Source organism: Pseudomonas sp. 01L34, from assembly GCF_056400265.1.
Map to the genome: position 1 here is coordinate 1 of NZ_JBFTSX010000006.1, position 12,882 is coordinate 12,882.

At 60.5% G+C, this 12,882-nt stretch carries 9 protein-coding genes; 8 read left to right on the top strand and 1 reads right to left on the bottom strand.

Going from position 1 to position 12,882, the window contains the following annotated elements; translation table 11 throughout:
* A partial coding sequence (locus AC1DQM_RS19025) for a retention module-containing protein (protein ID WP_477746684.1) occupies positions 1-2,573 on the bottom strand: 2,573 nt, incomplete at its 3' end.
* A 355-nt stretch (positions 2,574-2,928) separates the two neighbouring features.
* Here AC1DQM_RS19025 and AC1DQM_RS19030 point away from each other — a divergent pair.
* The 8 genes from AC1DQM_RS19030 to AC1DQM_RS19065 all read left to right on the top strand — a co-directional run bounded on the left by AC1DQM_RS19030 (position 2,929) and on the right by AC1DQM_RS19065 (position 12,830).
* Positions 2,929-4,281, top strand: a complete 1,353-nt coding sequence (locus tag AC1DQM_RS19030; RefSeq protein WP_018929411.1) for a TolC family outer membrane protein — start codon at positions 2,929-2,931, stop codon at positions 4,279-4,281.
* Positions 4,282-4,320: 39 nt separating this feature from the next.
* Positions 4,321-6,477, top strand: coding sequence for a type I secretion system permease/ATPase (locus AC1DQM_RS19035; protein ID WP_018929410.1), 2,157 nt, complete (start codon positions 4,321-4,323; stop codon positions 6,475-6,477).
* Positions 6,467-7,834, top strand: a complete 1,368-nt coding sequence (locus AC1DQM_RS19040; RefSeq protein ID WP_018929409.1) for an HlyD family type I secretion periplasmic adaptor subunit — start codon at positions 6,467-6,469, stop codon at positions 7,832-7,834. The genes AC1DQM_RS19035 and AC1DQM_RS19040 overlap by 11 nt, the downstream gene beginning before the upstream one ends.
* A 311-nt stretch (positions 7,835-8,145) precedes the next feature.
* Entirely contained in the window at positions 8,146-9,057 is a 912-nt protein-coding gene (locus AC1DQM_RS19045) for a TauD/TfdA dioxygenase family protein (protein WP_018929408.1), read from the top strand.
* 15 nt (positions 9,058-9,072) lie between these two features.
* Positions 9,073-10,098: an ABC transporter substrate-binding protein gene (locus AC1DQM_RS19050; RefSeq protein WP_086944200.1), complete on the top strand. Its 1,026-nt coding sequence runs from the start codon at positions 9,073-9,075 to the stop codon at positions 10,096-10,098.
* A gap of 5 nt (positions 10,099-10,103) precedes the next feature.
* The gene (locus AC1DQM_RS19055; RefSeq protein ID WP_064615731.1) at positions 10,104-10,964 is read left to right on the top strand and encodes an ABC transporter ATP-binding protein; all 861 of its coding nucleotides are present in this window, start codon (positions 10,104-10,106) and stop codon (positions 10,962-10,964) included.
* A 20-nt stretch (positions 10,965-10,984) separates the two neighbouring features.
* Entirely contained in the window at positions 10,985-11,851 is an 867-nt protein-coding gene (locus AC1DQM_RS19060) for an ABC transporter permease (protein ID WP_477746685.1), read from the top strand.
* Positions 11,852-11,909: 58 nt separating this feature from the next.
* The gene (locus AC1DQM_RS19065) at positions 11,910-12,830 is read left to right on the top strand and encodes a LysR family transcriptional regulator (protein ID WP_096481508.1); all 921 of its coding nucleotides are present in this window, start codon (positions 11,910-11,912) and stop codon (positions 12,828-12,830) included.
* The last annotated feature ends 52 nt before the right edge of the window (positions 12,831-12,882 follow it).

The following is a 12,882-nucleotide window of genomic DNA, read 5'->3' on the forward strand; positions in this document are numbered from 1 at the left end:
ACCAGGTTCTCGAAGTTGCCACCGGTTGCGTCCTTGATGGTCGCTTCAACGGTTCCGGCGTCTTTATAGACGTCGTCCTTCGGTGCATCGACGGTTACGGAGCCGGTGGTTTTACCCGCTTCGATGGTGATGACGGCACCGTTGCTCAGCGTCACGGTCACTGGCGTGCCGGCGGCGTTGGTCAGGGTCGCGGTATAAACGATGGAACCGCCTTCGGCGACCGAGTCGGTTGCCGACAGGCTGAGGTTGGTGGTGTCCGGTGTGTCGGTCACCGAGGTATCCGCCGACTTGCCGTCGACTTCCAGTTTCTCGTAGTTGCCGCCCTTGGCGTCGTCGATCTTGACGCTCAAGGAACCGCCACCGGCCAACGCATCGTTGGGTGCAACGAAATTGACAGAACCGCTGCTGGCACCGACCGGAATGGTGATGGTCTGGCCATTGGACAGGGTCACAACCACTGGCGAGCCAGTCACCGGAGCAGTGACGGACGCGGTGTACACCACGGTGCCACCCTCGGCGACGTTCGTGGTCGCAGTCAGCGAAACGGTGCTGGTGTCGATGGTGTCGTTGACGGTAGTGACTGCCGGGGCAGTGTTAGGCACCAGATTCTCGAAATTGCCGCCCGTCGCATCCTTGATCGTCACTTCGACTTGGCCGGCATCTTTATAAACGTCATCGGCAGGGGCGGCGACGCTCACGCTGCCAGTGGTCGCGCCTGCAGCGATGGTGATCACGGCCCCGTTGCTCAAGGTCACGGTGACTGGCGTGCCCGCCGGATTGGTCAGGGTCGCGGTGTACAGAATCTGACCACCTTCGGCCACTTCGGTGGACGCCGATAGGCTCAGGCCGGTGTCGTCTTTCGAATCGGTGATGGTGGTGAGTGCCGGCTCGGTGCTCGGGGTCAGTTGTTCGAAATTACCGCCGGTGGTGCCGGTGATCGTGGTGCTGACGGTGCTGCCGTTGTTGTAGACGTCGTTGGCCGGGGTTTCGACGTTCACGGAACCGGTGGTTTTTCCGGCTTCGATGGTGATGGTCGAACCGTTGGACAGGGTCACGGTGACCGGCGTCTGCGCCGGGTTGGTCAGGGTGGCGGTGTAAGTGATCTGGCCGCCTTCGACAACGGTGCCGGTGGCGCTGAGGCTCAGGCCGGTGTTGTCGATCGAGTCGGTAATGGTGGTGATGGCCGGCGTGGTGCTCGGTACGAGGTTCTCGAAGTTGCCACCGGTAGCGCCGGTGATCGTGGTGCTGACGGTGCTGCCGTTGTTGTAGACGTCATTGGCCGGGGTTTCGACGTTCACGGAACCGGTGGTTTTTCCGGCTTCGATGGTGATGGTCGAGCCGTTGGACAGGGTAACGGTGACCGGCGTCTGCGCCGGGTTGGTCAGGGTGGCGGTGTAGGTGATCTGGCCGCCTTCCGTGACGCTGCCGGTGGCAGTCAGGGTCAGGCCGGTACTGTCGATCGAGTCGGTAATGGTGGTGACGGCCGGCGTGGTGCTCGGTACGAGGTTCTCGAAGTTGCCACCGGTCGCACCGGTGATCGTGGTGCTGACGGTGCTGCCGTTGTTGTAGACGTCATTGGCCGGGGTTTCGACGTTCACGGAACCGGTGGTTTTTCCGGCTTCGATGGTGATGGTCGAACCGTTGGACAGGGTCACGGTGACCGGCGTCTGCGCCGGGTTGGTCAGGGTGGCGGTGTAGGTGATCTGGCCACCTTCAGTGACGCTTGAACCCGCTGTCAGCGTAACGGTAGTGGTGTCGACGGTGTCGGTGACCTGGGTCACGGCCGGAGCAGTCGGCGGGGTGACCACGATACCGCTGCCACCCGTGGTGCCAGTGACGGTCACGTCGATTTGGGTCGGATCGTTATAAACAGTGTCGTTCGGCGCCAGAGGAACGTTGACGGTACCGGTAGTCTGGCCGGCTGTGATCACGATCACCGCGCCGTTGGACAGGGTGATGGTCAGGTCGGTCAGCGGTGCCTGGGTCAGGGTCGCGGTGTAAACCAGTACACCACCGGCCTCGGTGATGGTCGGCGTGGCGCTCAGGCTCAGGGTCGATTCGCGCAGAGCATTGGAGCTGGTATTGGCGGTCTGGCCGCCAGTGGTGTTTTGTGTTGCCAAAGCCGCAGTGGCGAGGCCTGCGGTAGGGAAGCCAATGGTCGGGTCGACCCGGGCAGCGGTTGCCTCCAGGGCCACGAAGCTGTGGCCGCCACCGGCAGAGCCGCCCGCGCTCGCGGCAGTAGGGCCGGCCGCGGTGGCTTCAAGAGCGGTGGTCGGGTCGACACCGGCAGCGATGGCTTGCTGCAATTCGTCAACCGATGGCGCGGCTTGTGCAGTGGCTTGTGCAAGGTCGGTGCTGGAGTCCGGATTGCTGCCACTCCACTGAGTGTCGCGGCCCAGGTCCAGGGTCCGCCCGTCAGCCAGTTCAAGGGTAATGGCGCCGGCGGCACCCGTGTCCACCTGGTCGCCCACAAACAACCGGTCGCCTTCAACGAGTACGCGGCGGATGCCCTCTGGGGACACCGCGAAAACCTGACCAACAATGCTTTTGACGATGGCAACAACACTGCTCATTGAAGACTCTCCGGGTGTCACGTTCAGTTGACTTCCATGAACCGCTCGGGCGTGTTCGCCGATCGGGCTGGACGTTCTTACAAAATTCGATACATAGCTTTGACGCGCAATCGTCAATAATTTGGCTATATTTTTTCGAAATTAACTTTATGCCAAACTATTGACCTTATGGGAGTCATCCTAAACAATCGTCAAGGTAATGTCACATTGATATTTAAGCGGCGACCTGTCCTACAGCGTGTGATCCAGTTCCGATTTTGAACTTTCCGACATACGGTCATTCCGGTTGCCACCATGCGATGCAGCGCCATGTTCTGCAGTGATTCAAGACAAGAAGTCCCGGGAAATTCCAACTATGCGTTTGCACCTGTTCAAGGTTCTACCCTTCGCCTTTGCCGCCAGCGTTGTTCAGGCGCAAACCCTTCCGCAGGCCATGCAACAGGCACTGGATGTCCATCCGGAAATCCAGGCAGGGGTCAATAGTCGGCTGGCCGCGGATTATCAATTAAAGGCTGCAAAAGGTGGATACCTGCCACGGGTCGATCTGCTGGGCGGTTATGGTCGCGAAGGCACCGACAGTGTCTCCACCCGTGCCGCTGGCGGCAGCAACCACTGGGAAACGCTGAACCGGAGCGAGTCAAGTTTACGTCTGTCACAGATGGTTTTTGACGGTTTTGCGACGTCCAGCGAAGTGGGGCGTCAACAAGCCACCGTTAATTCCCGTGCTTATTCCTTGATGGGCACCTCGGAACGCACCGCATTGACCGTCGCTCAGGTTTATCTCGATGTGCTGACCCGCCGCGAATTCGTGCGCCTGGCCGAAGACAACCTGAAAAACCACGAACGGATTTTTGACCAGATCAAATTGCGTACCCAGCGCGGCGTGGGCAGCGGCGCCGACCTCGATCAGGCCGAAGCACGCATGGCCCAGGCCCGCAACAATCTGATCACCGAGCAGACCAACCTGGCAGACGCCCAGACCAACTTCCTCAGTGCCGTCGGCCAAATGCCCGATCAACTGGAGCGGCCTGCCGATTTTATGGCGCTGTTGCCAGCCAACCTGAATGAAGCCCGGGCGCAGATGCTGGAAAACAGCCCGATCCTGCGTTCCGCCGAATCGGATATCGCTGCTGCCGAGAAACAGTACGAAGCCGCCAAGTCGAGCTTCTACCCGCGCTTCGATGCCGAACTGGGGCGCACCGCCGACAACGACCTCGATGGTCAGAACGGTCACAACAACGAATGGCAGGCCATGCTGCGCATGCGCTTCAATTTGTTTGCCGGTGGCAGCAACAAGGCCGATCTGGAATCCAAGTCCTACCTGTCGAACCAGGCGCTGGATATCCGCAACAACGCCCTGCGTGTGTTGAATGAAGAACTGGGCCTGGCCTGGAATGCCTTGAACAACGCCAACGCCCAGGTGCCGATCGCCCAGCAATATGTCGATCGTAGCGCCAGCGTGCGCGGCGCGTATCAGAAGCAATTCAGCCTCGGCGAACGGACGCTGCTTGACTTGCTCGACAGTGAAAACGAGCTGTTCACCGCTTCCCGTCGGCTGGTCGAGATCAAAAACATTCAGTTATTTACTCAGTACCGAATCAAGGCGACCATGGGTGAATTGCTCAAAAGTCAGGGCGTGGTCGCACCGTTGGCATCCGTTGTGCAGAATGACGTGAAGCCCAAGGTCCAGCTGCCTGGGATGAATTGAGCCCTGCCCCATTTCAACCGTTAGCCAAGAGTGTCGAGCGTGGAATCAGAAGTCAGTCGAGTTCAACTCATTCATGATCCACGCGCGCTGCATGACGATCCGTTATTGGACGGCCTGCTAGCCCTCTGCACTTTGCACCAGAAGCCGGCCAGCGCGGCGATGCTGACCACCGGCTTGCCGTTGCCCAAACAGCGCCTGAGCGTCGAACTGCTGCCTCGTGCGGCCGCTCGCGCCGGGCTGCAGGGGCGGGTGCTGCAACGCAAGCTGGAGCAGATTCCGGCGATCGCCATGCCGGCGCTGTTGCTGCTCAAGGACGGACGCAGTGCGGTGCTGCTCGGCTGGCACGGTGAAGACCAGGCCCGCTTGCTGCTCAGTGAAAGCGATGGTGGCGAAGTCTGCGTCAGTCGTGAACTGCTCGCCGACGACTACAGCGGCAAAGTGTTCTTCGCCCAACCCCAGCACAAATTCGACGTTAACCACGGCACGCTGATCCCGCGCGCGCGTTCGTGGTTTCGCGACACCCTCAAGCGTTCGCGCTGGCTGTACGTCGACGCCATCGCTGCCAGTCTGCTGATCAATATCATCGCCATGGCCGCGCCGCTGTTCGTGATGAATGTCTACGACCGCGTGGTGCCGAACCAGGCCGAATCGACCCTTTGGGTGCTGGCCATCGGCATCACCGGCGCTTATGTGTTCGACCTGATTCTCAAGAGCCTGCGCAGTCTGTGCCTGGACCTGGCCGGCAAGAAAACCGACCTGATCATTTCAGCGACGCTGTTTGAGCGCATCGTCGGCATGGCCATGAAGTACCGCCCGGCGCGGGTCGGCAGCTTTGCCCAGAACATCCATGAATTTCAGAGCCTGCGCGACTTCCTCGCGTCGCTGACCCTCACCAGCCTGATCGACCTGCCGTTTACGCTGTTGATCTTCCTGGTCATCGCGATCCTCGGCGGGCATCTGGTGTGGATTCCTGTGCTGGCGTTCCCGATTGCGCTGCTGATCGGTTATGCCTTGCAGAAGCCGCTGGTGGCGACCATGGAGCGAACCATGGCCCTGGGCGCCGAGCGCCAGTCGAGCCTGATCGAAACCCTCGCCGGCCTCGATGCGGTAAAGGTCAACAATGCCGAAAGCGAACGCCAGTATCAGTGGGAGCAGACCATCGGCACCCTCAGCCGCCTTGAGCTGCGGGTGAAAATGCTGTCCGGTCTGGCGATGAACATCACCTTGCTGATTCAGCAATTGGCCGGGGTGATCATGATCGTCTTCGGCGTGTACCAGATCATTGCCGGCAACCTGAGCATGGGCGGTTTGATCGCCTGTTACATGCTCAGCGGTCGCGCCCTCAGCCCGCTGGCCTCGCTGTCCGGTCTGCTGACCCGCTACCAGCAAGCCCGCGTGACCATGACCTCGGTCGATCAGATGATGGAGTTGCCTCAGGAGCGCAATTTCGACGAGCGCCCGCTGAGCCGCAAGGTCCTGCAAGGCGCCATTGAATGCCGTCAGTTGACCTTCACCTATCCGAATCAACAGAACCCCGCGCTGAAGGGCATCAACCTGATCATCAAGCCGGGCGAGAAGATCGGCATCATCGGTCGCAGCGGCTCGGGCAAAAGCTCCCTGGCCAAACTGCTGGTGGGCCTCTATCAGCCGGACGACGGCGCGTTGCTGGTGGATGGTGTGGATATCCGCCAGATCGACGTCAGCGAACTGCGCCACAACATTGGCTACGTGCCCCAGGACATCCAATTGCTCGCCGGTACGTTGCGCGACAACCTGGTGTCGGGCGCGCGCTATGTCGAAGACGAATTGGTGCTGCAAGCCGCGGAGCTGGCCGGCGTCCACGAGTTCGCCCGCCTGCACCCGCAAGGTTATGAACTGCAAGTCGGTGAGCGTGGGCAGAACCTGTCCGGCGGTCAGCGCCAGAACGTGGCCCTGGCCCGAGCGTTGCTGCTCAACCCGCCGATCCTGTTGCTGGACGAACCCACCAGCGCCATGGACAACACTGGCGAAGAGCGCCTGAAACAACGCCTCGCTGCCGTGGTGGAAAACAAGACCGTGGTGCTGGTGACGCACCGGGCCTCGCTGTTGTCGCTGGTGGATCGCCTGCTGGTGATCGACCGCGGGCAGATTCTCGCCGATGGCCCGAAAGCCGCCGTGATGGAAGCGTTGAAAAAGGGGCAGATCAGTGTTGCTTAAGTCCGGGGTCAAAGAATCCATCCGCCGCTACTTCAAAGGCTCCGCGTCGCTGCAAGGCCAGCCCCTTCCCGAGGTCAACAAAGCGCTGATCGAGGACGCCCCACGCGTGGTGCGGTTGACGATCTGGGCGATCATCGGCTTCTTCGTGTTCCTGATGCTCTGGGCCAACTTCGCGGTGATCGATGAAGTCACCAAGGGTGACGGCAAGGCGATTCCGTCGTCGAAGATCCAGAAAATCCAGAACCTTGAGGGTGGCATCGTTTCTGAACTGTTCGTCAAGGAAGGGCAGATCGTCGAGGCTGGCGCGCCGCTGATACGTCTGGACGACACACGGTTTGCCTCCAATGTTGGCGAAACCGAGGCCGATCGGCTGTCGATGCTGTTGCGCGTGGAGCGCTTGAGCGCCGAGGTCGATGACCGTCCGTTGAATTTCCCCGCCGATGTGCTCAAAGCCGTGCCTGGCCAGGCTGCCAGCGAAGAATCGTTGTACGTCAGCCGTCGTCAGCAACTGCACGATGAGATCGGTGGCTTGCAGGAGCAGTTGATCCAGAAGCAACAGGAGCTGCGTGAGTTCACCTCCAAACAGGCCCAGTACCGCAGCGGTCTGGCCTTGCAGCGTCAGGAAATCGCCATGTCCGAGCCGTTGGTGGCTCAGGGCGCGGTATCCCCGGTTGAGGTATTGCGACTCAAGCGTGCCGAGGTCGAAACCCGCGGCCAATTGGACGCCACCACCCTGGCGATCCCGCGCGCCGAATCGGCGATCAAGGAAGTTCAGCGCAAGATCGACGAGACTCGCGGCAAATTCCGCAGTGAAGCCTTGACTCAACTCAACGAAGCGCGCACCGATCTGAACAAGGCCCAGGCGACCGGCAAGGCGCTGGAAGACCGGGTCAGCCGGACGCTGGTGACATCGCCGGTGCGCGGCATCGTCAACAAGTTGCTGGTGAACACCATCGGTGGCGTGATCCAGCCGGGCAGCGACCTGGTGGAAATCGTGCCGCTGGACGACACCTTGCTGGTGGAAGCCAAGATTCGCCCGCAAGACATCGCCTTCCTGCATCCGGGGCAAGACGCCACGGTGAAGTTCACGGCTTACGACTACACCATTTATGGCGGGCTGAAAGCCAAGCTGGAGCAGATCGGTGCCGACACCATCACCGATGAAGACAAGAAGACCACGTACTACATCATCAAACTGCGCACCGAGCGCAGCCACCTCGGGACGGATGAAAAGCCGTTGCTGATCATTCCTGGAATGGTGGCGTCGGTGGATATCATTACTGGCAAGAAGACCATACTCAGTTATTTGCTCAAGCCGATTATCCGGGCTCGCGCCGAGGCGTTGCACGAGCGGTAGTTTTCGGGTGAGGCTGATTGATCGTTCCCACGCTCTGCGTGGGAATGCCGCCATGGACGCAGAGCGTCCACTGTGACGCAGAGCGTCACGGGATGTATTCCCACGCAGGAGCGTGGGAACAATCGGTGGTAGATAAAACCATATCGTTATTCGCTAACGGTATTTAAATTTAAATTCTTATACCTATAAAGTCACTTCCCTGCGTACCTGCCGACCAATCGGCGCGCCGCACGACACGAACCAACACGGGACCTCCGTGAGTTTCTGATCGACGCGCGCCCTTGAGCGCGCCGTGCGTGGGAGTGATTTTTATGCCAGCTGTCTCTTTTTCCCCAAAGCCTGAGCCAACAAGCGCCGCCACCCTCGCGTCGCAAGCCTTCGAAATCCGCCCGTTCAGCGGCGCCGTCGGTGCCGAAATCATCGGCCTGGATCTGTCCCGCCCAATCAATGACCAGGACTTCTCCCGAATCCACCGTGCGCACCTGGATCATCATGTGGTGGTGTTCCGCGACCAGCGTATAACCCCCGAACAGCAGATCGCCTTCAGCCGCCGTTTCGGTGTGTTGCAGATCCACGTGCTCAAGCAATTCCTGCTGGCCGGGCATCCGGAAATCCTCATCGTTTCCAACATCATCGAAAACGGCCAATCCATCGGCCTCGGTGATGCCGGCAAGTTCTGGCACTCCGATCTGTCTTATAAAGAACTGCCGAGCCTGGGCTCGATGCTGCATGCCCAGGAGCTGCCCTCCGAAGGCGGCGACACGCTGTTCGCCGACATGCACAAAGCCTGGGACAGCTTGCCCGAGGCGCTGCGTAAAGCCGTTGAAGGTCGTTCGGCCGCGCACTCCTACACGGCGCGTTACAGCGAGAGCAAATTCGAGGGCAACTGGCGTCCGACCCTGACGCCGGAGCAACTGGCTCAGGTCGCTGAAGTTGTTCATCCGATCGTCCGCACCCACCCGGAAAACGGTCGCAAGGCGTTGTTCGTCAGCGAGGGCTTCACCACCCGCATCGTCGGTTTGCCGGAAGACGAGAGCAAACAATTGCTCGACGAGCTCTACGCCCACAGCGTGTTGCCGCAAAACATTTACCGCCATCAATGGCAGGCCCACGACCTGGTGTTCTGGGACAACCGCTCGCTGATTCACCTCGCCGCCGGATGCCCCAGCCATCTGCGCCGCAAGTTGTATCGCACCACCATCCAGGGCGACGCGCCTTTCTGATTTCGGAGAACCCTCATGTCCAAACGTCTTCCATTTGCACCGTTGGCCGCCGCTATCGGCCTGGGTTTCAGCCTGCTCGCCGGCAGCCTGGTGGCGCCGACCGTGGCCCACGCCGAGGGTGAGATTCGTATCGCCGAACAATTCGGCATCGTTTATCTGCTGCTCAACGTGGTGCGCGATCAGAACCTGATCGAGAAATACGGCAAGCAGGAAGGCATCGACATCAAGGTCGACTGGACCCAGCTCTCCGGCGGCTCGGCGGTCAACGATGCGTTGCTCTCCGGCTCCATCGACATTGCCGGTGCCGGCGTCGGGCCGCTGCTGACCATCTGGGACCGCACTCACGGCAAACAGAACGTCAAGGCCGTGGCTTCCCTGGGCAACTTTCCTTACTACCTGGTGAGTAATAATCCAAAGGTCAAAACCATCGCTGACTTCACCGAAAAGGACCGCATTGCGGTGCCGGCGGTCGGGGTGTCGGTGCAGTCGCGCTTCCTGCAATACGCAGCAGCCAAGCAATGGGGCGACAAGGAATTCAATCGCCTCGACAAGTACACCATTGCCGTTCCGCACCCGGATGCCACTGCGGCACTGATCGCTGGCGGCACCGAGTTGACCGGGCACTTCTCCAACCCGCCATTCCAGGATCAGGCGCTGGAAAACCCTAGCGTGCACGTGGTGCTGAACACCTATGACCTGCTCGGCCCGAACTCGCCGACCGTGTTGTTCGCCACCGAGAAGTTCCGCAACGAAAACCCGAAAACCTATAAAGCCTTCATCGCGGCGCTGACCGAAGCGGCCGAGTTTGCGCAGAGCGATAAAGGCGCGGCGGCCGACACATACATCCGTGTCACCAAGGCAAAAATCGACCGTGCGGCGTTGCTGAAAATCATCGACAACCCGCAGTTCGAATTTACCGTCACGCCGAAAAACACTTACCCACTGGCCGAGTTCCTCTACCGCGTCGGCGCGATCAAAAACAAACCGGATTCGTGGAAGGATTACTTCTTCCAGGATGCCAAACCGCTGCAAGGGAGCTGATCGACATGAACGCCCCCTTGCAAGGCCACACGGCCAGCAATCCGATCGCGGCCGCGCAAGCGCTGCTGTCGGTCGACCAGGTCAGCCTGGAATACCGCACGCCTGCGCGCGTGGTTCGAGCGACCCATCAGGTCAGTTTCGAGATCGATCCGGCGGACCGCTTTGTGTTGCTCGGTCCGTCCGGCTGCGGCAAATCGACGTTGCTCAAGGCGGTCGCCGGGTTCATCCCGCCCTGTGAGGGCGAGATTCGCCTGCAAGGCCAGCGGGTCGATGCGCCGGGGCCGGACCGGATCGTGGTGTTCCAGGAGTTCGATCAGCTGCCGCCGTGGAAAACCGTCAAACAGAACGTGATGTTTCCGCTGCTCGCTTCCAAAACCCTCAAGCGTAAAGAGGCTGAAGAGCGGGCGCTGCATTATCTGGACAAGGTCGGTCTGGCGGGGTTTGCCGATGCCTATCCGCATACCTTGTCCGGCGGCATGAAGGCTCGGGTGGCGATTGCCCGGGCGTTGGCGATGCAACCGAAAATCCTGTTGATGGATGAACCCTTCGCCGCCCTCGACGCGCTGACCCGGCGCAAGATGCAGGAAGAGTTGCTGCTGCTCTGGGAAGAGGTGCGTTTCACGCTGCTGTTCGTCACTCACTCCATCGAAGAGGCGTTGGTGGTGGGTAATCGGATTCTGCTGCTGTCGCCTCATCCGGGGCGGGTACGAGCCGAAGTCCACAGCCATCAATACGATTTGCACAGCCTCGGCGGCGTGGCGTTCCAGGAATCGGCACGGCGGATTCATCGGCTGTTGTTCGATGAAGGCCAGTCACCGGAAACCGCGCGTGAGCTGGATTTCGCCGATATTCGCATCGCTTATTGAGCCATTGAGAGGAGTGCCCGATGAGCCCGCTATCATCCGCGCGTAAAGAGTACGAAATCGTTTTGCAGCCGCTGACGAGCGTCCCGCTGGAGCGTGAGTTAGCCCTCGGTCAGCGTCTCTGGCAACAGGGCTGGTTGCGTAAAAGCCTGATCCTGATTGTGCTCGCGCTGCTCTGGGAAGCCGTTGCCCGTTACCAGAATAACGACCTGCTGCTGCCAGGTTTTCTGCAAACCGCCAGCGCGCTGTACGACGGCCTGCTCAGCGGTGAGTTGTTGGGCAAGGTGTGGATTTCGCTGGTGGTGTTGTTGAAGGGCTACCTGATCGGGATTGTGCTGGCGTTTGCCCTGACCACGCTGGCAGTGTCGACGCAATTGGGTCGCGATCTGCTGAGCACGCTGACCTCGATGTTCAACCCGTTGCCGGCGATTGCGCTGTTGCCGCTGGCGCTGCTGTGGTTCGGGCTGGGGCAGAACAGTCTGATTTTTGTACTGGTGCATTCGGTGCTCTGGGCGTTGGCCTTGAACACCTATGCCGGGTTCCTTGGCGTTTCGGAAACCCTGCGCATGGCGGGGCGCAATTACGGCCTCAAGGGCATGCGTTTCGTGTTGTTCATCCTGATCCCGGCCGCGTTGCCGTCGATCCTCGCCGGTTTGAAAATCGGCTGGGCGTTCGCCTGGCGCACGCTGATCGCCGCTGAACTGGTATTTGGCGCCACCAGCGGCAAGGGTGGGTTGGGGTGGTACATCTTCCAGAACCGTAATGAGCTGTACACCGACAAGGTGTTTGCCGGGTTGGCGGTGGTAATCCTGATCGGTTTGCTGGTGGAGAATCTGGTGTTTGATACGTTGGAGCGGGTGACGGTGAAGCGTTGGGGGATGCAGCGGTGATCTTTTGATCTGCTAGCATTGCGTCTGAATCAATCCAGACCAGCCATGAGTGCTCAGCATGCAACTCCCGGACATGAACCTGTTGGTCGCCCTCGACGCCTTGCTCGACGAGGGCAGTGTGGTGGGCGCTGCGCGACGGATGAACCTCAGCCCGGCGGCGATGAGCCGGACGCTGACGCGGATTCGCGAGGCCATCGGCGATCCGATTCTGGTACGCGCCGGCCGTGGCCTGGTGCCGACGCCCAAGGCGCTGGAGCTGCGCGAGCAAGTGCGGGACCTGGTGGAACAGGCCGCTTTGCTGTTCCGTTCTGCCGATGACGTGGACCTGGGCAGCTTGCGCCGGCGGTTCAGCATTCGCGCCAATGATTTCTTTGTGGGCGTCTATGGCGGCAAGCTGTTCGACACGATGGAGCGCCAGGCTCCGCATTGCGAACTGCGCTTTGTCCCCGAGGGCGACGGGGACGATGAAGCCTTGCGCGAAGGACGCATCGATCTGAGCGTCAGCAACAATCGACCGCTGATGCCGGAAGTGAAGGTGCAAAACCTGTTCTCCACCCACTTTGTCGGACTGGTGCGCGAAGACCATCCGCTGTTCGATGACGAGATCACCGCCGAGCGTTACGCCGGCTTTTCCCATATCAGCATGTCCCGTCGCGGGATCGCCCGTGGGCCGATCGACGCAGCGCTCAATGCCTTGGGGCTGGAACGGCGGGTGGCGGTGATTGCGCCGAGTTTCCATGCGGCGATGTTCGCCTTGCCGGATTCCGACCTGATCCTGCCGGTGCCCAAAGAAGCATTGCTGAGTGTGCGGCGCCTGGGCTTGAAGCTGCGCTCGTTCACCCTGCCGATTCCGCTACCTACCCTCATGCTGACCCAGGCCTGGCACCCGCGCTTCGACAAAGACCCGGCCCACCGCTGGATGCGTGAAACGCTCAAGGCTTGTTGCGACGAGACCTGGCTGGCGGCACAGCCGGTTTGAAGATCAAGGGATCGCATCCTTTAATCATTGCGTTTAGTGCACTTATAAGCTG